Below are 25376 nucleotides of genomic sequence, written 5' to 3'. Positions count from 1 at the left end.
GGGGGGGGTGGCGGGTCAGGCCAGGACCGCGCCCTTCGAGGCCGACTGGACGAGCTTCTGGTACTTGCCGAGGACGCCGCGGGTGTACCGCGGGGGCAGCGGCTCCCAGCCCGCGCGCCGGGTCGCGAGCTCGGCCTCGTCGACGACGAGGTCGAGCGTCGCGTGGGCGACGTCGAGGCGGATGCGGTCCCCGTCGCGGACGAACGCGATCGGGCCGGCGTCGACGGCCTCGGGCGCGATGTGGCCGACGCACAGGCCCGTCGTGCCGCCCGAGAACCGGCCGTCCGTCACGAGCAGGACGTCCTTGCCCAGGCCCGCGCCCTTGATCGCGCCGGTGATGGCGAGCATCTCGCGCATCCCCGGCCCGCCCTTGGGGCCCTCGTACCGGATGACCACGACGTCGCCGGCCTGGATCGTGCCGTCCTCGAGCGCGTCGAGCGCCGCCCGCTCGCGCTCGAAGACCCGCGCGGTGCCCTCGAAGACGTCGGAGTCGAAGCCCGCGGACTTCACGACCGCACCGTCGGGGGCGAGCGACCCCGACAGGATCGTGATGCCGCCCGTGCGGTGGATCGGGTTGTCGAGGGCGCGCAGGATCTTGCCGTCGGGGTCCGGCGGGGCGATCTCGGCGAGGTTCTCCGCGACGGTGCGTCCGGTGACGGTCAGGCAGTCCCCGTGCAGCAGCCCGGCGTCGAGCAGGGCCTTCATGACGACGGGCACACCGCCGACCCGGTCGACGTCGTTCATGACGTACCGGCCGAACGGCTTGAGGTCGCCCAGGTGCGGGACCCGGGCAGCGACGCGGGTGAAGTCCGCGAGCGTGAGGTCGACCTCGGCCTCGTACGCGATGGCCAGCAGGTGGAGCACGGCGTTCGTGGACCCGCCGAAGGCCATGACCACGGCGATCGCGTTCTCGAACGCCTCCTTCGTCATGATCTGCCGCGCCGTGATGCCGCGCCGCAGCAGTTCGACGACGGCCTCGCCCGAGCGGTGGGCGTACTGGTCGCGGCGCCGGTCGGCGGACGGCGGCGCCGCGGACCCCGGGAGCGACATCCCCATGGCCTCGGCCACCGACGCCATGGTGTTCGCGGTGTACATCCCGCCGCACGCGCCCTCGCCCGGGCAGATCGCGCGCTCGATGCGGTCGACGTCCTCGCGCGACATGAGGCCGCGCGCGCACGCGCCGACGGCCTCGAACGCGTCGATGATCGTCACTTCCTTCTCCGTGCCGTCCGACAGCTTCACCCAGCCCGGCATGATCGAGCCCGCATAGAGGAAGACGGACGCCAGGTCCAGACGCGCCGCGGCCATGAGCATGCCCGGCAGGGACTTGTCGCACCCGGCCAGCAGCACCGACCCGTCGAGCCGCTCGGCCATCATCACCGTCTCGACGCTGTCCGCGATGATGTCCCGGCTGACCAGGGAGTAGTGCATGCCCTCGTGGCCCATGGAGATGCCGTCGGACACCGAGATGGTGCCGAACTCCAGGGGGAACCCGCCCCCGGCGTGCACGCCGCCCTTGACGGCCTTGGCCAGCCGGTCGAGCGACAGGTTGCACGGCGTGATCTCGTTCCAGGAGCTCGCGACGCCGATCTGCGGCTTCGCGAAGTCGTCGTCGCCCATGCCGACGGCCCGCAGCATGCCGCGCGACGCCGTCGCCTCCAACCCGTCCGTGACCTGCCGCGACCGCGGCTTGATGTCGATCCCCGGACCGTCCCCGCCGTGCACTGTCGTCATCCCGCGACCCTAACCACGCCAGGCGCCCCGCGCCGCCCACGCGCCCGGGCCCCCGCCCGCGGGTGTCCTCGAGCGGTGGTCACATCGGTGACCACCACCGCGGGCGCGGCACCGAGACCTGACCAGTTCTCACGAGCCGGTGTCAGAATGGGAGGTGTGAGCCTCCTGCCTGCCGTCCGTCGTCCTTCCTCGCGCTGGCTGGCCGCGCCCCTGCTGGGTGCGGTCCTGCTGGCCGGGTGCACCGGGGGCGAGCCCGACGACCCGGCGAGCAGTGCGGCCACGCCGAGCACCACGACGGAGGCGCCCAGCGTCGAGCCCACGCCCAGCGAGCCACCGCCCGCGGAGGCCGCACCCGACGCCCCCGCCGGGGGCCCGGAGGAGAGCTTCCTGACGTGGCTCGCCGCGAGCCGCGCGCCCGACGTCGACACCGCGTGCGCCTACATGACGCCCGAGCTGGCGCAGAGCATGGTCGACGAGATCACCTCGCAGGGCTTCCCCGGGATCACCGACTGCGCGAGCCTCATCACCATGACGTCCGGGCTGTTCGCCGCGGCCGGCCAGGCCTCCGAGGCGACCGTCGAGCTCCGCGAGGAGGCCGCCGACCGCGCGGTCCTCCACGTCGTCTACGTGGCGGGCACCAGCTGCGGCACCGTCGTCCTGCAGCCCGGCGACGGCCACTGGGTGCTCTCCGAGCGCGCCCGCGCGGAGTGCTGACGCGGCGCACCGCGCCGGACGTCCCCGGGTGACCGGGACTCAGCCGCGGCGCAGCCGGCTGACGTCGCGCACCGCGCCGCGGTCCGCCGACGTCGCCATGGCGGCGTAGGCCTGCAGCGCAGGCGACACGACGCGGTCGCGGTCGACCGGCTGCCACGGGTTCTCGCTCGCCTCCATCTTGGCGCGACGCTCGGCCAGCACGGAGTCCGGGACGTTCACGCGGATGAGGCGCGTCTCGACGTCGATCTCGATCTCGTCGCCGTCCTCGACCAGCCCGATCGTGCCGCCCGCGGCGGCCTCCGGGCTGACGTGGCCCACGGAGATGCCGCTGGACCCGCCCGAGAACCGGCCGTCGGTGATCAGCGCGCAGACCTTGCCCAGGCCGCGCCCCTTGATGAACGACGTCGGGTACAGCATCTCCTGCATGCCCGGCCCGCCCGCGGGGCCCTCGTAGCGCACCACGACGACGTGCCCGGGCTCGACCTCCTTGCGCAGGATCTTGTCGACGGCCTCGTCCTGCGACTCGCAGACCAGCGCACGACCCACGAAGTGGAAGACGTCGGGGTCGATCCCGGCGGTCTTGATGATCGCGCCGTCCGGCGACAGGTTGCCGCGCAGCACCGCCAGCCCGCCCTCGACGGTGTAGGCGTGCGCGACGTCCCGGATGCAGCCGTCGGCCGCGTCGGTGTCGAGCGAGCGCCACACGTTCGAGGTCGAGAAGGCCTGCGTCGTGCGCACCCCGCCGGGTGCCGCGAGGAAGAGGTCGAGCGCACGCTGCGTGGCCGTACCGCCGCGGACGTCCCAGTCGTCGAGCCAGGCGCGCAGCGTCGGGGTGTGCACGCTCGTGACGTCGTGGTCGAGCAGCCCGCCGCGGTCCAGCTCCCCCAGGAGGGCGGGGATGCCGCCCGCGCGGTGGACGTCCTCCATGTGGAAGTCCGGGTGGTTGGGCGCGACCTTCGCCAGGCACGGCACACGCCGGCTGATCGCGTCGATGTCGGCGAGCGTGAAGTCGAGCTCGGCCTCCTGCGCGGCCGCGAGGATGTGCAGCACCGTGTTGGTGGAGCCGCCCATCGCGACGTCCAGGGTCATCGCGTTGCTGAACGCCGCCCGGGTGGCGATGGCCCGCGGTGCCGCGGTGTCGTCCTCGTCCTCGTAGTACCGGCGCGCGAGGTCGACGATCGTGCGGCCGGCCTCGAGGAACAGCTCACGCCGCGCGGTGTGGGTCGCGAGCGTCGACCCGTTGCCCGGCAGCGAGAGCCCGAGGGCCTCGGTCAGGCAGTTCATCGAGTTCGCCGTGAACATGCCCGAGCACGAGCCGCACGTGGGGCACGCGTTCTCCTCGACGCGGCCCAGCGCCTCGTCGGACACGTTGTCGTCAGCCGCGTAGTTGATCGCGTTGATGAGGTTGAGAGGCGTCGTGGCGACGCCGTCCGCGACGACCGCCTTGCCGGCCTCCATCGGCCCGCCGGACACGAAGATCACCGGGATGTTCAGGCGCAGCGCCGCGTTGAGCATGCCCGGCGTGATCTTGTCGCAGTTGGAGATGCACACCAGCGCGTCGGCGCAGTGCGCGTTGACCATGTACTCGACGGAGTCGGCGATGAGGTCGCGGCTCGGCAGCGAGTAGAGCATGCCCGCGTGGCCCATCGCGATGCCGTCGTCGACGGCGATCGTGTGGAACTCCTTGGCGACGCCGCCGGCCTCGCGGATCGCACCGGCGACCAGGTCGCCCATGTCCTTGAGGTGGACGTGCCCGGGCACGAACTGCGTGTACGAGTTCGCGATCGCGATGATCGGCTTGCCGAAGTCCTCGGTGGTCATGCCGGTCGCGCGCCACAGCGCACGGGCGCCGGCCATGTTGCGACCGTGGGTCGAGGTACGTGAGCGCAGCGGACGGCTCATCGCGGGGGTCTCCTTCTCCCGGGGGCGCGGCGCCCCTCCGGGAGGGCCGCGGCGTCACGCTACGTCGGCGCGGCGCCCGGCGTGTCGGGCGTCCGACCTGTGATCCGCCGGCGACGGCTGCTCCCGTCGCCGGCGGGGCTCTCAGGCGACGGTGACGCCGGTCCAGCGCGCGTCGTCGATCGTCACGGGGTACGTCTCGCCCGTCAGCTCGACGCTCGCCTCGACGTCCCGCTGCGCGCAGGACGACCCGACCCACACCTCGAGCTCACCGGGCTCGACGACGCGTCGGCCCGAGCGGTCGGTGAACGCGAGGCGCGCGGCGGGGACCGCGAGCTCGACGTCGGCGCTCTGGCCGGGCGCCAGCTCGATGCGGTGGTAGCCGAGCAGCTGCGCGACGGGGCGCGTCACGCTCGCGACGACGTCCTTGCCGTACACCTGCACGACGTCGGCACCGGTGCGCGGGCCGGTGTTCGTGACGGTGATGGTGACCGTCAGGCCGCCGCTCGTCGACGCACCGGGAGCGACCCGCAGGTCGGAGTGCGTGAACGACGTGTACGACAGCCCGTGCCCGAACGGCAGCGTCGGCACGGTGCTGAGGTTGGTGACGTCGCCGTCGCCGCCCAGCGCAGGGTGCAGGTAGGTGTACGGCTGCGCACCGGCCGACCGCGGCATGCTGATCGGGAGCCTGCCCGAGGGGTTGACGCGTCCGGAGAGGACGCCGGCGATCGCGTTGCCACCCTCCTCGCCGGGGAAGAACGCCTGGACGGCAGCCGCGGTGCGGGCGAGCGCCCAGTCGACGGCGTAGGGGCGGCCGGTGAGCAGGACCAGCACGACGGGCGTCCCGGTGTCGAGGACCGCCTCGACCAGCTGACGCTGCACGCCCGGCAGCTCGAGGTCGTCGCGGTCGCAGCCCTCGCCCACCGTGCCACGGCCGAACAGGCCGGCGTGGTCGCCGACGACGAGCACCGCGACGTCCGCGGCGGCAGCGGTCGCGACGGCGGCGTCGAACCCGGACCGGTCGTCGGTGTCGACGTCGCAGCCGTGCGCGGACGTGACGTGCCCGTCGCCGTGCTCACGGCGGAGCGCCTCGAGCACGGTCGGCGTCTCGATGCCGACGGCGGCGTCCGGGTGGTGCGCGAGCACGTGGTTGAGGAAGGAGTAGCAGCCGAAGAGGGCCGCCGCCCGGTCGGCGTTGGGGCCGATCACCGCGATGCTCGCGTCGGGCGCGAGCGGCAGCGTGCCGTCGTTGCTCAGGAGCACGAGCGAGCGCTCGGCGAGCAGCGCGGCGACCTCCCGGTGCTCCGGCGAGTCGAGGTCGACCTCCGTGGGGGGCTCGTCGTCGAACGTCGCGTCGAGCAGCCCGAGCTCCTCCTTCTGGGCAAGGGCGCGCAGCACCGCGCGGTCGACCAGCGCCTCGTCGACCGTGCCGGCGCGGACGGCCGCGGCCAGCGGGGCCAGGTAGGCGTCGCCCGTGGGCAGCTCGATGTCGACACCCGCGGCCAGCGCCTGACCGGCGGCGTCGCCGAGGTCGGCGGCCACGTGGTGCAGCAGGTGGAGGAACGCGACGCCGAAGTAGTCGGCGACGACCGTGCCGTCGAAGCCCCAGCGCTCGCGCAGGACACCGGTCAGCAGGTGCGGGTCGGCGGCGACGGGCACGCCGTCGATCTCCGCGTAGGAGTGCATGACGGAGCGGACGCCGCCGTCGACGACGCCCATCTCGAACGGCACCAGCAGGACGTCGGCGAGCTCGCGCGGGCCGGCGTGCACGGGACCGAAGTTGCGGCCCGACTGCGACGCCGAGTACCCGACGAAGTGCTTGAGGGTGGCGTGCACGCCCGTCGACTGCAGCCCGCGCACGTACGACGTGCCGAGCGTGCCGACCAGGTAGGGGTCCTCCGAGATGCACTCGTCGACCCGGCCCCAGCGGGGGTCCCGGATGACGTCGAGCACGGGCGCGAGACCCTGGTGGATGCCGAGCGTGCGCATCGACCCGCCGATGAGCTCGCCCATCCGCGTCACGAGATCGGGGTCGAAGGAGGCGCCCCACGCCAGGGGCGTCGGGTACGTCGCGGCGCCCCAGGCCGACAGGCCGGTGAGGCACTCCTCGTGGACCAGCGCGGGGATGCCGAGGCGGGTCTCGTTGACGAACCAGCGCTGCTTGGTCCACAGCCACCGCGCGCGCTCGACCGCGTCGACCGGACGCGTGCCGTAGACCCGCGTGAGGTGGCCGAGGCCGTCGGCGATGACGTCGTCGAGGCCGCGCGCGACCTCGAACTCACCCTGCAGCGGGGCGACGGCCTCGCCCTCGCTCTTCTCCCAGAACCCGACGATCTGCGCCAGCTTCTCCTCGAGCGTCATGCGACCGAGGAGGCCGCTCACCCGCTCCGACACGCGGGGTCCTGCCGACACCTCGAGCTCCGTCACTGCACAAGTCTCCTTCGCAAGTGCGCCCGCCGTCGTCGTCCGGGCGCAGGCCGTCCCGGGCCCCGCAGGCAGGTGCTGCCTGCGGGGTCACCGGGAGGCCGGGGTGGGGAAAGCAGGGGGAAGGGTGTCAGCCCTTCACGGCCCCCTGCAGGCCGCTGACGATCCGCTTCTGCATCGTCAGGAAGAACACCAGCGCGGGGATGATGGCGAGCGACGTGAACGCGAGCACACCGGCCGTGTCGGCGGAGTACTGCGTCGAGAAGTCGGCCACACCCAGCGGGAGTGTCTTCAGGGCCGGGTCGTTGAGGAACAGCAGCGGCAGCAGGTACCCGTTCCAGGAGGCCACGAAGGCCAGCACGCCGACCGTCACCATGCCCGGTCCCGACAGCGGGATCAGGATCCGCCAGAAGAAGCCGATGCGCGAGGCGCCGTCGAGCATGGCCGCCTCCTCGAGCTCGTTCGGCAGCGCCATGAGGAACGGCCGCAGGATGACGATCGTCATCGGCAGCGCGAACGCCGCCTGCGGCAGCGCCACGCCCCAGTACGAGTTGGTCAGACCGAGGTCACGCACCATGAGGAACAGCGGGATGATCGCGACGGTCAGCGGGAACAGCAGACCGAGGACGAACACGTTGAACAGTGCCTGCCGACCCTTGAACCGGTACCGCGCGAGCGGGTACGCGGCCATGACGCCGGCGACGACCACGAGTGCCGTCGTGACGGCGGCGATGATCATCGAGTTCAGGCCGTACTGCCAGAAGCTCGACGAGGTGATGACGCTGATGTAGTTGGTGAAGATCCAGGGGCTGGGCAGACCGGCGGGGCTCTCGGCGAGCTGACCGTTGGACCGGAAGCCGCCCAGGACCGCGTAGATCACGGGTGAGAGCGTGACGAGTGCGATGAACACCGAGGCGATGTACACCAGAGGGCTGACGCGCCGGCGGCTGCCCGAGGCCGAGCGGGCGCCGGACGTCCGCGAACCGCGCGAGGGCGGGGCGACGATGGAGGTCATCGGGTCACCTTCTTCCGACGGGGCTTGTCGACTCCCGCGTCGCGGTTCAGGAACAGCGTCTGGTAGAGGATCGCCAGGATGAACGAGATGCAGAAGAGCAGGATCGCGACCGCGGACGCGTAGCCATACTGCTGACGATCGGTGCCCTGGTTGATGAGGTAGGTCGCCATCGTGACGGTCGCGTTGACCGGACCACCCTTGGTGAGGATCCAGACCATGTCGAACAGCTGCAACGAGCCGATCAGCGACAGGAAGATCCAGGTGCGGATGGTGGGGCCGAGCAGGGGGATCGTGATCTTCCGCTGCACCTGCCACCACGTGGCGCCGTCGATCGACGCGGCCTCGTGGAGCTCCTCGGGGACGCCCTGGAGGCCGGCGAGCAGCAGGACGATCGCCAGGCCGCTGTACTTCCAGGTCAGCACGCCCATGACGGTCCAGAGGGCGACGCTCGGGTCACCGAGCCAGACCTGGCCGATGAAGCCGAGGCCCAGGGTGTCCAGGACGGCGTCCAGCGGCCCGTTCGGCTGCAGGATGAGCACCCACACGACACCGGCCACGACCTCGGCCAGCACGTACGGGACGAAGACGATGACGCGCATCGCGGTCTGACCGCGGAACTTCCGGTTCAGCAGGAGCGCCACCATGATGCCGATCGGCAGCTGGATGGCGATGGAGAAGAACGCGATGGTCAGGTTGTTCCGGACGGCGCGCTGGAAGATCTCGTCGCCGAGTGCCTGGACGTAGTTCTGCAGCCCGACGAAGTTGTCGAGCGGTCCCAGGCCGTTCCAGTTGAACACCGAGTAGCGACCGGCCTGGAGGACAGGCACGATCACGAAGATTGCGAACAGCAGGAGGGCCGGGGCCACGAAGAACGTGATCTCGAGGCGCTTTCGCCACTGGTTCGACGACGCTCCGCGCCCCCGCGGCCCGGAGGCCACCGACCAGGCCGTGGCCTGGTCGGTGGCTCCCGGGTTCACTGCGGTGGCGGCAGCAGTCCTGGTGGATCGTCCCCCACGGGGGGTCAGGTCTCCTGCCACGTCGGTCACGCGCTCTCGGCCGCGGCCACGGTCGCGTCGACGACGTCCTGGGCAGAGCCCACGCCACCGAACACGTTCGCGATGGCGTCGTTCATGGCGCCACCGATCGACTCACCGAACGCCGTGTCGAAGTACAGCTGGATGTACGGCGCCTCGTTACGGACGGCGAGCAGCTGGGCGAGCTCGGGAGCCGACACGAAGGCCGTGGCCGACGGGAGCGTCGGCAGACCCATGTCGAGCTCCGCGAAGCCCTTCTGCACGTCGTTCGAGAGCATGAACTCGAGGAAGTCGACGCAGACGTCAGGAGCGTCGTTCGAGCACGCCCACGCGTCACCGCCACCGAGCTGTGCCTTGGGGTCACCCTCGCCGCCCGCAACCTCGGGGAACGCGAACCAACCCGTGTTCTCACCCAGGCCCTGGCCGTCGTCGGTGAGGCCCTGCATCACGCCGGGCTCCCAGTGACCGGCGAGCTCCATGGCGACCTTGCCGGTCGCGAGGAGGCCGGACGCCGAGGCGGGGCCCGTCTGGGCGACCGTCGCCAGGAAGCCCGTGTTGAACGGCTCCTTCGCGACGAGCTCCTCCAGGCTGGTGCCCGCACGGACCCAGCAGTCGTCCGAGAAGTCCAGCGTCTGCACGGCGTCCGTGAGGACCTCCTGCGAGCACTGGCGCAGCGCGAAGTAGTACCAGTAGTGCGCGGCAGGCCACTTGTCACCGGCGCCGACCGAGATCGGCTCGATGCCAGCAGCCTTCAGGGTGTCGATCGCGGCGTAGAGGTCGTCCATCGTCGTCGGGGCCTCGGTGATGCCCGCGTCGGCGAAGATCTGCTTGTTGTACCAGAAGCCCACGACGCCCAGGGAGAAGGGCAGCGCGTAGGTCTGGCCCTCGGCCTGCCAGCCGGCGACGGAGCCGCCGATGGCCGAGATCGTGTCGGCTGCCGAGTCGGAGATGTCCTTGACCAGACCCGCCTCGACGTGCGCCTTGAGCTCGCCGCCGCCACGCTCCATGAACACGTCGGGCTGGTCACCGGTCTGGAACGCAGCGTCCAGCTTGGTGAGCATGTCCTCGTGCGCCAGGGCGCTGACCTCGACCGTGACCCCGGGGTGGTCACCCTCGAACTCGTCGGCCAGCTGGTCGTAGTAGTCCTTGCCGGCCCCGGTGTTCGAGTTGTGCCACCACGTGAGGGTGGTGCTCTCTCCGGCGCCTTCGGTTGCGTCGTCGGAGCCACTCCCGGAGCTGCAGGCGGTGGCGATCATCGCTACCGCTGCGCCGAGCGCGACCGCGCGCAGTGCCGCAGTCCTCTTCATCTTTGAATCTCCTCGTCGTCGCTGAGAGGTCGGACGGCGCCTAGGTTGACAGTGGTCCAGGAGCGGTGTCAATCGATGTCGATAACGTTATCGACACGATGTCCTACGATCACCGCATGGACTCGCTCCCCCGCGTCAAGATGGCCGATGTCGCCCGAACTGCCGGGGTTTCCGTCGCCACTGTCTCCAAGGTCGTCAATGGTCGCTACGGCGTGTCGCAGCGCACACTTGAGCGTGTCCAGGAGGTGATCGAGGACCTCGGGTACGAGGCGAGCCTAGGCGCGCGGTCCCTGCGGTCCTTCCGGACGAACGTCCTGGGCATCCTCGTGGCCGAGTTCGAGCCGTTCTCGGCCGAGCTCCTCAAGGGCGTCGGGGGCGCCGTGACGGCCACGGGGTACGAGCTGCTCGCGTACTCCGGCGGCGGCGGCTCGTCGGTGATCGGCTGGGAGCGGCGCTACCTGTCGCGCCTCTCGGGGACCCTCATCGACGGCGCGATCCTGGTGACCCCGACGGTCGTCGAGGCGCACCCCGGCGTGCCCGTCGTGGCGGTCGACCCGCACGCCGGCCCGTCCGGCATGCCGACCGTCGACTCGGACAACCTCGCGGGCGCGGTGCTCGCGACCCAGCACCTGCTGGACCTGGGCCACCGCCGCATCGCGTTCCTCGGCGGCCGACCCGACCTGGAGTCCGCGCGGCTGCGTGAGCAGGGCTTTCGCCGTGCGATGGCCGGCGCCGGCGTCCTCGTCGACGAGACGCTGGTCGGGATGGGCGACTACCGCCGCGGCACCTCGCAGGTCCCTGCGCGCGTCCTGCTCGACCGCCGCGACCCCCCCACCGCGGTGTTCGCCGCCAACGACCTGTCGGCTCTCGGGGTGCTCGACGTGGCACGCGAGCTGCACCTGGCGGTGCCCTCCGACCTGTCGGTCATCGGCTTCGACAACGTGCCCGAGTCGGCGCTCAGCTCACCCCCGCTGACGACGGTGGCGCAGCCGCTGCAGGACATGGGTGCGGCGGCGCTGCACCTGCTCGTCGACCTGATCGCGGGCGCGGAGGTACCGACGCACCGCCGCCTGCCGACCTCCCTGGTCCGGCGCGCCTCGACCGCACCACCGCGACCGGCCTGAGGCACGTCGCCCCGACCGGGTGAAAACCTGCGGGGCGTCGCGGACGACACACCCCGCCGTGTCCGTACCGTGACGCTCGACTCCGTACCGTGATGTCAACCCGTTGACACACGGGGAGTCAACAGGTTGACTCTCGTTGTGAGCCGACCCGCCGACCATCCTCTCGGCAACCGCGTCACCGTCACGCTGCACCACCTGGTCGACGTCCTCGACGAGTACGCCGACCACCTGCTGCGCGCCGGCCACGGCGTCACGCTCAGCCAGTACCTGTTCCTCGCGGTCCTGTCCGACCTCGACCACCCCGACGTCACCACGCTCGCGCGCTGCCTGCGGGTCACCAAGGCGGCCGTGAGCAAACGGGTCGGTTCCTTCGTCGACGCGGGCTGGATCCGCACGGTGAGCGACCCCGCGAACGCCCGCCGCGTGGTGCTCGAGCTGACGCCCGCCGGGGCGACGCTCGTCGACGTGGCCGGCCGGCAGCTCGAGGACGAGTTCACCGCGGCCTTCGCGCACGTCGAGCAGGTCGACCTCGGTGCGCTCCACGTCGACCTCACGACGGTGCTCTCCACCATGCGGGGCGCGCTCGCCGAGCGGGTCCCCGGCTCGCCGCTCGTCTGACCACCCCACCACCCCGACCCCGGAGGTCCTCCTCGTGCACGTCCTCGTCGTCGTCGGCCACCCGCTGACCGGCTCGTTCACCCACGCGCTCGCCCAGGCGTACGCCGAGGCCGCGACGGCCGCCGGCGCCCACGTCCGCGTCCTCGACCTCGCGACGACGCCCTTCCCGCACGACCCCGTCAGCCGCACCGACCTCGCGGCCCACGACGGCTCCACCGACCACCTCGACCCCGCGGTCGCCGCCATGGTCGAGCAGGTCCGCGCCGCCGACCACCTCGTGGTCCTGCACCCGCAGTGGTGGGGCACGTACCCCGCGGTCCTCAAGGCGTTCCTCGACCGCGTGATGCTCCCCGGCGTGGCGTTCCGGTACGGCGACGGGCACCTGCCGCGGCGGCTGATGCGGGGTCGGACCGCGCGCACGCTGATGACGATGGACTCGCCCCGGGCCTGGAACCTGCTGGCCTACCGCGACGCCGCCGGGGCGTCCCTGGGTCGCGCGACGCTCGCCTTCTGCGGCTACCGGCTCGTCGGCCGCACGACGTTCCCGGCCGTGCGCTTCTCGTCCCCCGAGCGACGAGCGCGGTGGCTCGCCCAGGCCGCGCGGCTCGGGCACCGCGACGTCGCGTCACGCTCCCGCCGGGCGCCGGCACCGTCTCCGCCCGCGACGGCACCGGCACCGTCCCGCGACGCCGTCCCGAGCCCGTGAGCGACGACGCCGTGGGCCGCCCGATGCGGTCGGAGGCCGCCGCCCGGGTGATCGAGGCGGCGACGTCCCTCGACGGCCTGCCCGCGTCGGCGCGGGCGGGCGAGGACCCGGGACCCGCGTACTTCGCCCGCCTCGTCGCCGACCTGCGCACCCTGTTCGACGAGCTCGCCGGTGCGACGCAGATCGATCGCGAGCTCGCCTCCGCCCTGCACGCCGTCGCGCACCGCGGCGCGCTGGGCTACGTCGACGCCGTCGCCTACGGCCGGACCCTGCGCCCGACGCTCGTGGACCCGGACATGCTCGACGTGGAGCTGGCCGTCGAGTCGGTGCTCACCGGCGAGTGGCACACGCTCGAGGAGTGACGGCGCCCCTCGACGCGCCCCCGCCCCGCCCCCCGGGTTAGCGTGCGACGTGCCGACGATCTGCTGGTTCCGCCGTGACCTGCGCCTGGCCGACCACCCCGCGCTCGTCGCGGCCGTGGAGGCAGCACGCGCCGCGGACGACGAGGTCGTTGCGCTGTACGTGCTCGACCCCGCGCTGTGGCGGTCCTCCGGCGCCCCGCGGCTCGCGTACCTCGCGGCGTCGCTGCGCGCTCTCGACGAGACCACCGGCGGCCGGCTCGTCGTGCGCCACGGCCCCGCGGAGCAGGTCGTGCCCGCCCTCGCCCGCGAGGTGGGGGCGACGTCGGTGCACGTCAGCGCCGCGACGGAGCCGTACGGACGGCGCCGCGACGACGCCGTCGAGGCGGCGCTCGCGGCCGCGGTACCGGACGGGCCCGGGGTCCCGCTGGTGCGGACCGGCTGCCCGTACGCGGTGGCGCCGGGACGCCTGCAGACCGGCCAGGGCGGGCCGTACAAGGTGTTCACGCCCTTCCGCACGGCGTGGCTGGACCACGGCTGGCGCGACCCCGCGCCGCGTCCGCGTGACGTGCCGTGGGCGACGGTGCGCACCGACGGCCTCCCCGACGCCCCGGCGACCGACGTGCAGCTCCCGGACGCCGGGGAACGCGCCGCGCGCGAGCGCTGGCAGGACTTCCTGCGCGAGGACCTCGCGGGGTACGACGTCGACCGCAACCGCCCCGACCTCGACGTCACGTCGTGGATGTCCGTGCACCTCAAGTACGGCGAGATCCACCCGCGCACGATGCTGGCCGAGCTGGCGCAGGCGGGCCGGGGCGCCACGGGTGACCTCGCGACGTCCGTGGCGACGTACCGCTCCGAGCTCGCGTGGCGCGAGTTCCACGCCGACGTGCTGTGGCACTCCCCCGGCGCCGCGACGGAGTCGCTGCGGCCCGTCGTCCCCGAGGACGCCTGGGCGGACGGCCCGGACGCCGACCGCGCATTCGCCGCGTGGACCGACGGACGGACCGGCTACCCCCTCGTCGACGCGGGCATGCGCCAGCTGCGCGCACAGGGCTGGGTGCACAACCGGGTCCGCATGGTCGTCGCGTCGTTCCTGGTCAAGGACCTGCACGTGCGCTGGCAGCGCGGCGCCGCGCACTTCATGGCGTGGCTCGTCGACGGCGACGTGCCCCAGAACCAGCTCAACTGGCAGTGGGTCGCGGGCACCGGCCGCGACGCCGCGCCGTACTTCCGCGTCTTCAACCCCGTGACGCAGGGCAGGAAGTTCGACCCGGACGGTACGTACGTGCGGCGCTGGGTGCCGGAGCTGCGCGACGTGCCCGGTGGCGCGGTGCACGAGCCGTGGAAGCTGCCCGACGGACCGCCGGCCGGCTACCCCGCGCGCATCGTCGACCACGCCCGCGAGCGCGAGGTCGCCCTTGCGGACCACGCCCGCCGCCCGGGCTGAGCGTCCGGTGCCCGCCGCCCCGCGGCCTCCCGGCGGCTTCCGCCGGAACCGTCGGGCGCACTAGCATCGCCCTATGACGATGTCAGAGAGATTCAGCGATCGTTCTGCGAGGCGCCGGGAGACCGGGGCGGTGGCGTCGGCGTGAGCGCGAACCGCGGGCTCGACGCGTCCGAGGTCGAGCGGCTCACCCGCCGCGGGCTGCGCCTGGCCCAGCTCACCGTGGCCTACAACGTCGTCGAGGGCGCGGCGGCGATCACCCTGGGCCTGCTGGCCGGGCTGGTCTCGGTGGTCGGGTTCGGCATCGACTCCGGGATCGAGTCGATCGCGGCGGTGCTGGTCGGGCTGCGCCTGGCAGGCCGGCTGCGGCACGGGGAGCCGGACGAGCGCAAGGAACGGATCACGCTCAGGCTCGTCGCCGCGACGTTCTTCCTCCTCGCGGGCTACGTCACGTTCGAGGGGGTGCGGAGCCTGACCGGCGGGGAGACGCCCGCGACCTCGACCCCGGTGGTCGTGCTGCTGGTGGCCTCGATCGTCGTCATGCCGGTCCTCGCGGCGATGAAACGCAGGGTCGGTCTGGCGCTCGGCGACAACCTGATCCTCGCCGACGCCGCCGAGACGCGGATCTGCGTCCTCCTGAGCATCTCCACCCTCGCCGGCGTCCTCCTCTTCCAGCTGACCGGCGCCGCGTGGCTGGACCCGGCGGCGGCGTTCGTGATCGCCGCGTTCGCGATCCACGAGGGCAAGGAGGCCTGGGAGGGCGAGCTGGTGGAGGACGACGGCGACGGTGACGACGTCGTGGGTGTCGGGGACCGCGCCTGAGCGAGGGCGCACCCCGGGCTGCGCACCGGCGCGGGCGGCGCACCGGACGCGGGCATCAGGTGCGCGCGACCTCGTTGACCGGCGGCTGCCCTGCCAGCAGCGCGGTCAGCTGACGTCGGACGAGCGCCGCGACGCGCGGGTACGTCGCGTCCGTGTTGCCACCCTGGTGCGCCGTGACCAGGACGTGCGGCGCGTGCCACAGCGGGTGGTCGGCGGGCAGCGGCTCGGGGTCGGTGACGTCGAGCGCGGCGCGCAGCCGGCCGGACGTGAGCTCGGCGAGCAGCGCGTCGGTGTCGACCACCTTCCCGCGCGCGACGTTGACGAGCAGCGCGCCGTCCTTCATGCGGGCCAGCGCCGCGGCGTCGATCAGGTGGTGCGACGTGCGCGACAGCGGCAGGGCCAGGACGACGACGTCCGCGCCCGGCAGCAGGTCGCCCAGCTCCGCGACGCCGTGCACGTGCCCGTCCGCGTCGTCGCGCGCCGTGCGGGCCACCCGGACGACGTCGACCTCGAACGCACCGAAGCGCGCGACGACCGCCTGGCCCACGGACCCCTGCCCCACGACCAGCACCCGCCGGTCGGCCAGCGACGGACCGAAGGGGTTGTCCCAGCGCCCCTCGTCCATGGCGCGGACCGCGCGGGGCAGGTCGCGCTGCATCGCGAGCGTCAGGCCCACCGCGAGCTCGGCCGTGCCCGCGTCGTGCACGCCGCGCCCGTTGCACAGCACGACGCCGGGCGGCAGGTGCGGGCGGGCGTGCTCGTAGCCGGCGCTCGGCAGCTGCACGTACCTCAGGCGCGGCAGGTCCCGCAGCACGTCGAAGCCGCCGGGCCGCACGAAGTAGTGCGGGATCACGACGAGGTCGACGTCGGCGGCCGTGGCCGCGTCCAGCGGGGCCGACAGGTCCCACCGCACGAGCCGCAGGTCGGCCGTGTGCGCGGCGGCGAGGTCGGCGAGGCGGGTCAGCAGGTCGTCGTCGGGGACGGTCGCGGTGAGCACGCCCTGCCTCAGGCGCTCACGCGGCCGGCGCGGTACTCGTCCTCGAGCATCGACATCATGACGGCGTCGCACCAGCCGGTGCCGTCGCGGTACGCGTCGCGGCGTCGCCCCTCGAGGCGGAAGCCGATGTTCTCGTACAGCGAGATCGCGCGGGTGTTGATGCTCAGCGCGTCGAGCTCGACGCGGTGCAGCCCCAGCCCGTCGAACGCGAACCCGAGCACCAGCTCGATCGCCTCGGTGCCATACCCGCGGCCCCGGTACGCCGGGCGCATCGCCAGCCGCAGGCCCGCGCAGCGCACGTCCTCGTCGATGTCGTTGAGGACGATCTCCCCGCGGTACTCGTCGTCGCCGTTCGCCGTGACCGCGAAGTCGTAGCGCCCCTGCGCCGCCTCGCGGCCGGCGCACCACGCGTCGACCTCCTCGTGGGTGAACACGCGGGTCGTCCCTGTCAGGCGGTTGCCCTCGGCGTCGTCGAGCATGTCCCACATCGCGTCCGCGTCGTCCGCCCGGATCGGGCGCAGGACGATCATCTCGCCCTGCAGGGTCGGCTTCTGCATCGCTACCTCCGTCGCGCTCGGCCTCGGCACCCGCTCACCGGGCACCGCCACCGACTGCCCTCCGGCGTGCGACGCATCGTACGTAACCGGGATGACCGGGACGTTGCGACACGTCGCACGCCGACGTGGGATCAGCTCGTACGGGCTCTCAGGCCTGCACGCGCTCCAGCACGAGCGCGCGGACGCGACCGGCGTCGGCCTGCCCGCGGGTCGCCTTCATGACGGCGCCGATGATCGCGCCGACGGGGCCGAGGTTGCCGCCACGGATCTTCTCGGCGATGTCCGGCTGTGCCGCGAGCGCCGCGTCGATCGCCTCGAGCAGCGGGCCGTCGTCCGACACGACGCCCAGGCCGCGCGCGGCGACGACCTGCTCGGGGTCACCCTCCCCCGCCAGGACGCCCTCGAGGACCTGCCGGGCCAGCTTGTCGTTGATCCCGCCCGCGTCGACGAGCCGCTGCAGCGCCCCGATCTGCGCGGGCGTGATCGGCAGGTCCGCGAGCTCGACGTCCTGCAGCTTGGCCGTGCGGGCCAGCTCGCCCATCCACCACTTGCGCGCGGCGGCGGGGCTCGCGCCCGCGGCGACGGTCGCCTCGATCAGCTCGATCGCACCGGCGTTGACGACGTCACGCATCTCGGCGTCGGCGTACCCCCACTCGCCCTGCAGGCGGCGACGGCGTGCGGCCGGCAGCTCCGGGAGCGCCGCACGGATCTCCTCGATCCAGGCGCGGTCCGGGACCACGGGCACGAGGTCAGGCTCCGGGAAGTAGCGGTAGTCCTCGGCGTCGGACTTCACGCGGCCGGCGGTCGTGATGCCGGTGTCCTCGTGCCAGTGCCGCGTCTCCTGCACGATCGTGCCGCCCGCGTCGAGCACCGCCGCCTGGCGGGTGACCTCGTACCGCACGGCCCGCTCGACCGACCGGAACGAGTTGACGTTCTTCGTCTCCGTGCGGGTGCCCAGCGGGGACCCCGGCGTCGGGCGCAGCGACACGTTGACGTCGGCGCGCACGTTGCCGCGCTCCATGCGGGCCTCGGAGACGCCGAGCGCGCGGAACATGTCGCGCAGCGTCTGCACGTAGGCGCGCGCGACCTCCGGTGCCCGCTCGCCGGCGCCGGTGATGGGCTTGGTGACGATCTCGACGAGCGGCACACCCGCCCGGTTGTAGTCGACCATGGAGTACTCGGCCCCGTGGATGCGTCCGGTGGCGCCGCCGACGTGCGTGTTCTTGCCGGCGTCCTCCTCCATGTGCGCGCGCTCGACCTCGACGCGGAACGTCGTGCCGTCCTCGAGCTCGACGTCGACGAAGCCCTCCGACGCGATCGGCTCGTCGAACTGCGAGGTCTGGAAGTTCTTCGGCACGTCCGGGTAGAAGTAGTTCTTGCGCGCGAAACGGCAGGACTGCGCGATCGAGCAGTTCAGCGCGAGCCCGATGCGGATCGCGTACTCGACGGCGGTCCCGTTGACGACGGGCAGCGCGCCGGGCAGGCCGAGGCTCGTGGGCGTGATCTGCGTGTTCGGCTCCTCGCCGAACGACTGCTCGGCGCCGTCGAACATCTTGGTGCGCGTGCCCAGCTCGACGTGCACCTCGATGCCGATGACGGTGTCGTACCGCGCGACCGCGTCGTCGTAGTCGACCAGGTCGACAGGGGTCTGCGTGCTCATCGGGCACCTCCGGCCAGCTCGGGGGCGCGGCCCAGCAGCGGGCCCTCCCAGCTCGTCTCGAGCAGCGCCTCGAGCGCCGCCCCCACGTGGTAGAGCCGCGCGTCCGCGCGCGCCGGGGCCAGGATCTGGAACCCGACGGGCAGGCCGTCGTCGGACAGGCCGGCCGGCAGCGACATGCCCGGCACCCCGGCGAGGTTCGCCGGGATCGTCGCGACGTCGTTGAGGTACATCGCCAGCGGGTCGTCGAGCTTCTCGCCCAGCTTGAACGCGGTGGTCGGCGCCGTCGGCGAGACCAGGACGTCGGCGGCCTCGAACGCGGCCGCGAAGTCCCGCTGGATGAGCGTGCGGACCTTCTGCGCCGAGCCGTAGTAGGCGTCGTAGTGGCCAGCGCTGAGGGCGTACGTGCCGAGGATGATGCGGCGCTTGACCTCGTCGCCGAAGCCCTGGCCGCGCGTGGCGGCCATGACGCGCTCCGCCGTCACCGGACCCTCGGTGGGCTCGACGCGCAGGCCGAAGCGCATGCCGTCGAACTTCGCGAGGTTGCTCGACGCCTCCGCGGGCAGGATCAGGTAGTACGCCGCCAGCGCGTACGCGAACGACGGGCAGGACACCTCGACGACCTCGGCGCCCGCGCCGCGCAACGCGGTCAGCGCGTCCTCGAAGCGTGCCAGGACGCCCGGCTGGTAGCCCTCGCCCTGCAGCTCACGGATGACGCCGACCTTCGTGCCCGTCAGGTCCGCGCCCGCACCGGCGCGCGCCGCCGCGACGTACCCCGTCGCGGGATCGGTCAACGAGGTCGAGTCGCGCGGGTCGTGCCCGCCGATGAGCTCGTGCAGCAGCGCCGAGTCCAGCACCGTGCGCGTGCACGGGCCCGCCTGGTCGAGACTGCTCGCGAGCGCCACGAGCCCGTAGCGGGACACGCTGCCGTACGTCGGCTTCACGCCGACGGTGCCCGTGACGGCCGCCGGCTGGCGGATCGAGCCGCCGGTGTCGGTGCCGATGGCCAGCGGGGCCTCGTACGCCGCGACGGCCGCCGCGGACCCGCCGCCGGAGCCGCCGGGGATGCGGTCGAGGTCCCACGGGTTGTGCGTGGTGCCGTAGCCCGAGTGCTCGGTCGACGACCCCATGGCGAACTCGTCCATGTTCGTCTTGCCGAGGACGGGCAGGCCCGCGGCCTTGATCCGCTCGACGAGCGTCGCGTCGTACGGGGGCACCCAGCCCTCGAGGATGCGGGAGCCCGCGGTGGTCGGCAGGCCGCGGGTCACGACGACGTCCTTGACGGCGATCGGCACGCCCGCCAGCACGTGCAGGTCCTCGCCCGCGGCGCGGCGCGCGTCGACGTCGGCCGCGGTGGCCAGCGCCTGCTCGCCCGCGACGTGCAGGAAGGCGTGAACGGCGGGCTCGACGGCGGCGATGCGGTCCAGGTGCGCCTGCGTCGCCTCGACGCTGCTCACCTCGCGCGCGGCGAGCCGGTCGGCGAGCTCCGCGGCGGTCAGCCGGGTCAGGTCGGTCACGATCACTCCTCCCCGAGGATCTGCGGGACGAGGAACTTGCCGTCGCGGGCCGCGGGAGCCTGCGCGAGCACCTCGTCGCGGTCGAGCGGTGCGACCGGCACGTCGGCGCGGAACACGTTGGACAGCGGCAGCGGGTGGCTCGTCGCGGGGACGTCCGGGGTGGCGACCTCGGAGACACGGGCGACGGACTCGACGATGACGTCGAGCTCGCCCGCCAGCCGGTCGATCTCGGTCGGCGTCAGGTCGATCCGGGCGAGCACGGCGACGCGCGCGACCTCGTCGCGAGAGAGGGTGGACATGGTCGGTGAGTCTAGTCGTGGGCAGGTGGTCCCCGTCGGCCCCGCGTGCACCCCGGACGCACCCCCTCCCCGGGGCGCGCGTTACCGTGGCCCCCGTGACCGGACGGTACGAGCGCCTCGACCCCGGCGCGGTGCGCGAGACGGTCGACCGCCTCCACGCGCGCATCGGCGCCCGCTTCCCCGAGCGCAACCTGCGCCACGTCGCCGCGGAGCTCGCGGGGCTGGTGCGCGACCTCGGCGAGGAGGGCGCCCGGACGCGCCGCCACCAGCAGGTCGCACGGGTCGTGTCCCTGGTCGTGGTGGTGCTGGTCGTCGGGGGGACGGCCGTCGCGCTGACCCTCGCGGCGCGGGACGCGCTGGCCGCCGCGACGTCCCTGCGGGCGTTCGAGTGGCTGCCCGTGCTGGAGAGCGCGATCAACGACACCGTGTTCGCGGGGATCGCCGTGTGGTTCCTGCTCGCCGTCCCCGGCCGCCTGCAGCGCGCGGCGACGCTGCGGCGCCTGCACCGGCTGCGCTCGCTCGCGCACGTCATCGACATGCACCAGCTCACCAAGGACCCCGAGCGGCTGCGCCCCTCGTTCCGCGCGACGTCGCAGTCCGTCACCGTCGACCTCGACGCCGACGGCCTCGCCGCGTACCTCGACTACTGCACCGAGCTGCTGAGCCTCGTCGCCAAGGCCGCGGCGCTGTGCGCCGAGGAGTCGACCGACCCCGTCGTGCTCGACACGGTCAGCACCGTGGAGAACGTCACCGGCGGCATGTCGACCAAGATCTGGCAGAAGATCGCGACCCTGGACCTGCCGGCGGTCAGCCGGCCGGCTGTCGGCCGGCCGCCTGTCGGCCCACCGCCTGTCAGCCCACCGCCTGTCAGCCCACCTGCGACGTCGCCGCGCTGACGAGCGCGAGCAGCGCCTCGGCGTACGCGTCCGGCGCGGCGTCGCAGGTGAAGACCCGCGGGGGCTGACCGCCGATCTCGACGAGCACCTGGTACCGCCCGTCGGTCGAGCGGGCCAGGCTGCGGAACGTGCCGCCGAGCAGCTCGCGCAGCTGGTCCTCGCGCGGCAGCCACAGCGCGTCCTCCTGGCGCACGGAGTCCAACGCCCACTCCGTGGTCCCGTTGAACCCCAGGACCGTCCCGGTCGAGTACTCGTGCGCCTCGACGACCATCTCGGAGATCGTGAAGACCTCGCCCCCCAGGTCGGCGCTGCGCAGCACGAAGCGGTCACCGGCGCGCGGGTGCCACTGCAGCCCGGCGGCCTCGAGGGCCACGGCGTTGTCGGTCGAGAGCATGCGTCCAGTATCGGTGCCCCCTCGCCGATCGGCCCGCCGCGGAGCGTGGGCCCACCGCCGGCCGCCGGGGTCGTCAGCAGCCGGTGCCGGCGTCCCGGAGCGGCTGGACGCGGTACGCGTACCGGTGCGCGGGACGGAACGCGAGCGCGCCGTAGAGCCGTAGCGCGGCGGCGTTCCCGGCCTCGACCTGCAGGAACGCCCGCTGCGCACCGTCCGCGGCAGCGAGGGCGAGCGCCTGCTCGGTCAGTGCGCGCCCGAGACCGCGTCGGCGCGCGCCGGGCACCACCTGCAGGCACGACAGCGCGACCCAGTCGTCGACCGGTGCGGCGCGGATCACAGCGACGTCGACGCCCCGGGCGTCGGTGGCGGTCACGTAGGTCGCGGGCGCACCGGCCACGATCGCGTGCGACGGCTCGCGTGCCCCGCCCTTGCCGCCCAGCCACACGTCGAGCCAGGCGTCGTCGGGCTCCTGGGCGACGCGCACGGTCACGGCCGCACCCGCGAGCGCCGCGGCGCCGGGGGCGGGCGGTGCGGCGACGAGGTCGCGCACGAGCACGTCCGTCACCGCGGCGGCGGTGTACCCGCGGCGGTCCAGCTCGACCGCGAGGCCGGCCGGGTTCTCGGGGTCGCCGGCACGGAACACCGCCGGTGCGCCGTCCTGGCGGTAGAGCTGCTCGACGCGGTCGACGGCGGACCGCACGTCGGGCACGTCGACGAGCGCGATCGTGGAACCGGCGCGGCGGGTCACCCCGCCGGACAGCCCGACCCGCCACCCGTCCACGGCAGCCGTGCGCGGCGACGGCCAGGTGGCTGCCTCGACGAGCGCGCCCGGCGGCTGCGGCGCGCGCCACGCGTGGACGCGCATCGTGACCTCGTCGCTCCAGTCGCGCTCCGGGCGGGGGACGAAGCCGAGCCGCGCGTAGAGCCGGTGCGCCGCGTGCATCGTCTCGAGCGTCGACAGCACGACGTCACGCACCCCGCGGCCCACGGCCTCGCGCAGCGCGTGGACGACGAGCTGCTCGGCGATCCCCGCGCCCCGCGACCCCGGGTCGACCGCGAGCATGCGGAGCTCGATCTCGCCGTCGCGCGCGATCTCGGCGAAGGGCGAGCCGGCGGCGGCGAGCGTGAGGGTGCCGACCACCCGGCCGGTGCCCGGGTCGACGGCGACGAGCACCGTCGCGGCGGCCGCGCGGGCGGCGGCGTCCCGCAGCTCGTCGGCGTACCAGTGGTCGGCATCCACGATCCCGTCCGCGACGTACGCGTGGGCGGTGACGGCCCCGACCTGCGCGAGGTCGGCGTCGGCCGCGTGCCGCACGGTGACAGCAGGCACGGACGTGCTCACTCGTCGGTCGCCGGGTCGGTGGCCGCCTCGTCCGTCGCGTCGTCGGCAGTCCCGTCGGCCGCCCCGGCCGGGACCTCCGGCGGCGGGACCGCGGCCGGCCCACCGGTGAGCAGCGCCTCGAATCCCGCCTCGTCGAGGATCCGCAGGCCCAGCTCGCGCGCCTTCGCCTCCTTGGACCCGGCGTTCTCGCCGACGACCACGAAGTCGGTCTTCTTCGACACCGAGCCCGACGCCTTGCCGCCGCGGACGAGGATCGCCTCCTTGGCACCGTCGCGGCTGAACCGCTCGAGGCTGCCGGTGACGACCACGGTCACGCCCTCGAGCGTGCGCGGCGTGGACTCGTCCACGGCGTCGGCCATGACGACGCCCGCCGCGGCCCACCGGTCGACGATCTCGCGGTGCCACGGCTCGGCGAACCAGTCGAGCAGCGACTGCGCGATCGTCGGGCCCACGCCCTCGACCCCGGCGAGCCGCTCGACCGCGCGCGCCCGACGGGCGGCGCGCGGGTCGACGACGACGTCGGCGGTGTCGTCCGAGCCGGCCGCGTCGGTCTGCTCCGGGTCGGCGTCCTGCGCGGCGTCGTCCGCCCCGTCCCCGACCTCGTCCGCGTCGACGACCGCGCGCAGCGCGGCCATGGACCCGAACTCCTGGGCCAGGGCCCGCGCGGCCGTCGGCCCGACGTTGCGGATGCTCAGGGCGACCAGGACGCGCCACAGCTCCTTGGACTTGGCGAGGTCGAGCTGGTCGAGGAGCGTGCGCGCGGCCTCGGACGGCTCGGCGTCGGGCAGCTCGCGTCCCTCCGCGGCGGCCTCGGTCTGCTGCTTCCTGGACCAGGTGAGGCGACGCCGGAACGGGGTGCGGCGGCGCGGGGTGCCGTCCTCGTCCTCGCGCGGCAGCCCGGTCTCGGGGTCGCGCACGACGACCACGATCTGCCCCAGCAGGTCGAGGCTGCGACGGCGTACGTCCTCGCGCTCCCGGTCGCTCGCGTCGGCCGGGTAGCCGACCAGGTCGAACAGGTCGGCCTCGGTCCGCAGCGGCGGCGTGCTCGGCACGTCGGGCTGCGTGAGGGCCGCGGCGGTGACCTCGCCGAGCGCCTCGATGTCGAACGCGCCGCGGGACCCGATGTGCTCGACGCGGCCGCGCACCTGCGCCGGGCAGGACTCCGCGTTGGGACAGCGCAGGTCGACGTCGCCCTCGCGCATCGGGCGCAGCGGCGTGCCGCACTCGGGGCAGTCGGCCGGCATGTGCCACTCGACGCGCGGCACGTCGTCGTCCGGCGCCTGCGGGGCGGGGCCGACGATCTCGGGGATCACGTCGCCGGCCTTGCGCAGCACCACCATGTCGCCGACGCGCACCCCCTTGACCCGGACGACGTCCTGGTTGTGCAGGGTCGCCTGGCGCACGGTGCTGCCGGCCACGAGCACCGGCTCCATCACGGCGAACGGCGTCGCGCGGCCCGTCCGGCCGATGCCGACCTCGATGGCCAGCAGGCGCGTGTTCACCTCCTCCGGCGGGTACTTGTAGGCGATCGCCCACCGGGGCGCGCGACTGGTCGAGCCGAGGCGGCGCTGCAGCGCGATCTCGTCGACCTTGACGACCACCCCGTCGATCTCGTGCTCGACGTCGTGCCGGTGCTCGCCGGTGTGCACGACCCGGTCCCACACCTCGTCGAGCCCGGCGACGACGCGCGTGTGCGCCGACGTCGGCACGCCCCACCCGGCCAGCAGGTCGTACACCTGCGACTGCCGGTCGATCCCGGTGCCGCGACCCTCCCCCCAGGTCAGCGCCCCGATGCCGTGCGCGTACATCCGCAGCGTCCGCGACGCCGTCACGCGGGGGTCCTTCTGACGCAGCGACCCCGCGGCCGCGTTGCGCGGGTTGGCGAACGGCGCCTTGCCGGCCGCCACCTGGGACTCGTTGAGCTCCCGGAACGCCTCGACCGGCAGGAACACCTCGCCGCGGATCTCGATGAGGTCCGGGTGCGTCGCCGGGTCGCCCGCCAGGACGTCGGGGATCGTCGAGATGGTGCGGACGTTGAGCGTCACGTCCTCACCCGTCCGCCCGTCGCCGCGCGTCGCCGCGCGCACCAGGCGCCCCTTCTCGTAGAGCAGCGCGATCGCCAGCCCGTCGATCTTCAGCTCGCACAGGTAGTCGATGGGCGCCGTGCTCTCCAGGTCGCGGTGCACCCGCTCGGACCACGCCACGAGGTCCTCGCGCGAGAACGCGTTGTCGAGCGACAGCATGCGCTGCACGTGGTCGACGGCCGTGAACTCGGTGGAGAACGTGCCCCCCACGCGCTGCGTCGGCGAGTCCGGCGTCCGCAGGCCCGGGTGCTCGTCCTCCAGCCGGGACAGCTCCCGCATCCGCTCGTCGTACTCGGCGTCGGACGCGCTCGGGGCGTCGCGGACGTAGTAGGCGAACTGGTCGGCCTGGATCAGCTCGACCAGCTCCGCCCACCGGTGCCGGGCCTGCGCCAGCACGTCCTGAACGTCGGGCGCGGGGGTCATCTCGTTC

22 protein-coding genes are annotated in these 25376 nt (G+C 73.4%); 8 read left to right on the top strand and 14 right to left on the bottom strand.

Annotated elements, in window-relative coordinates; translation table 11 throughout:
- Nucleotides 1–15: 15 nt before the first annotated feature.
- Nucleotides 16–1734 (bottom strand): dihydroxy-acid dehydratase, encoded by a 1719-nt coding sequence (gene ilvD, locus OKX07_RS06310; protein ID WP_265630987.1) that lies wholly within the window; start codon nt 1732–1734, stop codon nt 16–18.
- A 156-nt stretch (nt 1735–1890) separates the two neighbouring features.
- Between ilvD (OKX07_RS06310) and OKX07_RS06305 the strand changes: the two genes are divergently transcribed.
- Nucleotides 1891–2448: a hypothetical protein gene (locus OKX07_RS06305; RefSeq protein WP_265630986.1), complete on the top strand. Its 558-nt coding sequence runs from the start codon at nt 1891–1893 to the stop codon at nt 2446–2448.
- 39 nt (nt 2449–2487) lie between these two features.
- Here OKX07_RS06305 and ilvD (OKX07_RS06300) read toward each other — a convergent pair whose 3' ends face one another.
- From ilvD (OKX07_RS06300) to OKX07_RS06280, 5 genes are all read right to left on the bottom strand, one after another.
- Entirely contained in the window at nt 2488–4350 is a 1863-nt protein-coding gene (gene ilvD / locus OKX07_RS06300) for a dihydroxy-acid dehydratase (protein WP_265630985.1), read from the bottom strand.
- Nucleotides 4351–4491: 141 nt separating this feature from the next.
- On the bottom strand, nt 4492–6774 hold the full coding sequence (locus tag OKX07_RS06295) for a glycoside hydrolase family 3 N-terminal domain-containing protein (RefSeq protein ID WP_265630984.1): 2283 nt from the start codon (nt 6772–6774) through the stop codon (nt 4492–4494).
- 127 nt (nt 6775–6901) lie between these two features.
- Nucleotides 6902–7786 (bottom strand): carbohydrate ABC transporter permease, encoded by an 885-nt coding sequence (locus OKX07_RS06290; protein ID WP_265630983.1) that lies wholly within the window; start codon nt 7784–7786, stop codon nt 6902–6904.
- Nucleotides 7783–8763 carry a carbohydrate ABC transporter permease gene (locus OKX07_RS06285; protein ID WP_265630982.1) on the bottom strand — a complete coding sequence of 327 codons (981 nt, stop codon included), beginning with the start codon at nt 8761–8763 and terminating at the stop codon, nt 7783–7785. Before OKX07_RS06285 ends, OKX07_RS06290 begins: the two co-directional genes overlap by 4 nt.
- 65 nt (nt 8764–8828) lie before the next feature.
- Nucleotides 8829–10127 carry an ABC transporter substrate-binding protein gene (locus tag OKX07_RS06280; protein WP_265630981.1) on the bottom strand — a complete coding sequence of 433 codons (1299 nt, stop codon included), beginning with the start codon at nt 10125–10127 and terminating at the stop codon, nt 8829–8831.
- A gap of 116 nt (nt 10128–10243) precedes the next feature.
- On the opposite strand from OKX07_RS06280, the gene OKX07_RS06275 reads away from it, so the two are divergent.
- From OKX07_RS06275 to OKX07_RS06250, 6 genes are all read left to right on the top strand, one after another.
- On the top strand, nt 10244–11251 hold the full coding sequence (locus tag OKX07_RS06275; protein WP_265630980.1) for a LacI family DNA-binding transcriptional regulator: 1008 nt from the start codon (nt 10244–10246) through the stop codon (nt 11249–11251).
- Nucleotides 11252–11389: 138 nt separating this feature from the next.
- Nucleotides 11390–11869, top strand: a complete 480-nt coding sequence (locus tag OKX07_RS06270; protein WP_265630979.1) for a MarR family winged helix-turn-helix transcriptional regulator — start codon at nt 11390–11392, stop codon at nt 11867–11869.
- 34 nt (nt 11870–11903) lie between these two features.
- Nucleotides 11904–12575, top strand: a complete 672-nt coding sequence (locus tag OKX07_RS06265) for an NAD(P)H-dependent oxidoreductase (protein ID WP_265630978.1) — start codon at nt 11904–11906, stop codon at nt 12573–12575.
- Nucleotides 12572–12937 (top strand): hypothetical protein, encoded by a 366-nt coding sequence (locus tag OKX07_RS06260; protein WP_265630977.1) that lies wholly within the window; start codon nt 12572–12574, stop codon nt 12935–12937. Before OKX07_RS06265 ends, OKX07_RS06260 begins: the two co-directional genes overlap by 4 nt.
- A 49-nt stretch (nt 12938–12986) precedes the next feature.
- The gene (locus OKX07_RS06255) at nt 12987–14384 is read left to right on the top strand and encodes a cryptochrome/photolyase family protein (protein ID WP_265630976.1); all 1398 of its coding nucleotides are present in this window, start codon (nt 12987–12989) and stop codon (nt 14382–14384) included.
- Nucleotides 14385–14525: 141 nt separating this feature from the next.
- Nucleotides 14526–15203 carry a cation transporter gene (locus OKX07_RS06250; RefSeq protein ID WP_265630975.1) on the top strand — a complete coding sequence of 226 codons (678 nt, stop codon included), beginning with the start codon at nt 14526–14528 and terminating at the stop codon, nt 15201–15203.
- Between the two features lie 55 nt (nt 15204–15258).
- On the opposite strand, the gene OKX07_RS06245 is transcribed toward OKX07_RS06250, so the two are convergent.
- The 5 genes from OKX07_RS06245 to gatC all read right to left on the bottom strand — a co-directional run bounded on the left by OKX07_RS06245 (nt 15259) and on the right by gatC (nt 20230).
- Nucleotides 15259–16200, bottom strand: a complete 942-nt coding sequence (locus OKX07_RS06245) for a 2-hydroxyacid dehydrogenase (protein WP_265630974.1) — start codon at nt 16198–16200, stop codon at nt 15259–15261.
- An 8-nt stretch (nt 16201–16208) separates the two neighbouring features.
- Complete coding sequence (locus OKX07_RS06240) at nt 16209–16757, bottom strand: GNAT family N-acetyltransferase (protein WP_265630973.1); 549 nt, start codon at nt 16755–16757, stop codon at nt 16209–16211.
- Nucleotides 16758–16905: 148 nt separating this feature from the next.
- Nucleotides 16906–18417, bottom strand: a complete 1512-nt coding sequence (gene gatB, locus OKX07_RS06235) for an Asp-tRNA(Asn)/Glu-tRNA(Gln) amidotransferase subunit GatB (protein WP_265630972.1) — start codon at nt 18415–18417, stop codon at nt 16906–16908.
- A complete protein-coding gene (gene gatA, locus OKX07_RS06230; RefSeq protein WP_265630971.1) occupies nt 18414–19931 on the bottom strand; it encodes an Asp-tRNA(Asn)/Glu-tRNA(Gln) amidotransferase subunit GatA in 1518 nt (505 codons plus the stop codon). The genes gatB and gatA overlap by 4 nt, the downstream gene beginning before the upstream one ends.
- Before the next feature lie 2 nt (nt 19932–19933).
- Nucleotides 19934–20230, bottom strand: a complete 297-nt coding sequence (gene gatC, locus OKX07_RS06225; RefSeq protein WP_265630970.1) for an Asp-tRNA(Asn)/Glu-tRNA(Gln) amidotransferase subunit GatC — start codon at nt 20228–20230, stop codon at nt 19934–19936.
- Between the two features lie 95 nt (nt 20231–20325).
- Here gatC and OKX07_RS06220 point away from each other — a divergent pair, with 95 nt between their 5' ends.
- On the top strand, nt 20326–21126 hold the full coding sequence (locus OKX07_RS06220) for a hypothetical protein (protein WP_265630969.1): 801 nt from the start codon (nt 20326–20328) through the stop codon (nt 21124–21126).
- Here the strand turns inward: OKX07_RS06220 and OKX07_RS06215 are convergent.
- The 3 genes from OKX07_RS06215 to ligA form a co-directional block, all read right to left on the bottom strand.
- Complete coding sequence (locus OKX07_RS06215; protein ID WP_265630968.1) at nt 21098–21520, bottom strand: pilus assembly protein CpaE; 423 nt, start codon at nt 21518–21520, stop codon at nt 21098–21100. The two genes, OKX07_RS06220 and OKX07_RS06215, sit on opposite strands and share 29 nt — an antisense overlap.
- Nucleotides 21521–21593: 73 nt before the next feature.
- Nucleotides 21594–22850, bottom strand: a complete 1257-nt coding sequence (locus OKX07_RS06210) for a GNAT family N-acetyltransferase (protein WP_265630967.1) — start codon at nt 22848–22850, stop codon at nt 21594–21596.
- Nucleotides 22851–22858: 8 nt separating this feature from the next.
- A complete protein-coding gene (ligA, locus tag OKX07_RS06205; RefSeq protein ID WP_265631835.1) occupies nt 22859–25369 on the bottom strand; it encodes an NAD-dependent DNA ligase LigA in 2511 nt (836 codons plus the stop codon).
- Nucleotides 25370–25376: the final 7 nt, after the last annotated feature.

The organism is Cellulomonas sp. S1-8 (genome assembly GCF_026184235.1).
Classification (GTDB): domain Bacteria; phylum Actinomycetota; class Actinomycetes; order Actinomycetales; family Cellulomonadaceae; genus Cellulomonas.
Note: the sequence above shows the minus strand (reverse complement) of the source record. Positions and strands in the feature narration are given on the sequence as shown.

What these genes read in the sequence shown, in the direction of transcription:
- ligA (WP_265631835.1), bottom strand. Translation starts at nt 25,369, where the DNA reads ATGACCCCCGCGCCCGACGTTCAGGACGTGCTGGCGCAGGCCCGGCAC.
- OKX07_RS06290 (WP_265630983.1), bottom strand. Translation starts at nt 7,786, where the DNA reads ATGACCTCCATCGTCGCCCCGCCCTCGCGCGGTTCGCGGACGTCCGGC.
- ilvD (WP_265630987.1), bottom strand. Translation starts at nt 1,734, where the DNA reads ATGACGACAGTGCACGGCGGGGACGGTCCGGGGATCGACATCAAGCCG.
- ilvD (WP_265630985.1), bottom strand. Translation starts at nt 4,350, where the DNA reads ATGAGCCGTCCGCTGCGCTCACGTACCTCGACCCACGGTCGCAACATG.
- OKX07_RS06240 (WP_265630973.1), bottom strand. Translation starts at nt 16,757, where the DNA reads ATGCAGAAGCCGACCCTGCAGGGCGAGATGATCGTCCTGCGCCCGATC.
- gatC (WP_265630970.1), bottom strand. Translation starts at nt 20,230, where the DNA reads ATGTCCACCCTCTCTCGCGACGAGGTCGCGCGCGTCGCCGTGCTCGCC.
- OKX07_RS06280 (WP_265630981.1), bottom strand. Translation starts at nt 10,127, where the DNA reads ATGAAGAGGACTGCGGCACTGCGCGCGGTCGCGCTCGGCGCAGCGGTA.
- OKX07_RS06215 (WP_265630968.1), bottom strand. Translation starts at nt 21,520, where the DNA reads ATGCTCTCGACCGACAACGCCGTGGCCCTCGAGGCCGCCGGGCTGCAG.
- gatB (WP_265630972.1), bottom strand. Translation starts at nt 18,417, where the DNA reads ATGAGCACGCAGACCCCTGTCGACCTGGTCGACTACGACGACGCGGTC.
- OKX07_RS06275 (WP_265630980.1), top strand. Translation starts at nt 10,244, where the DNA reads ATGGACTCGCTCCCCCGCGTCAAGATGGCCGATGTCGCCCGAACTGCC.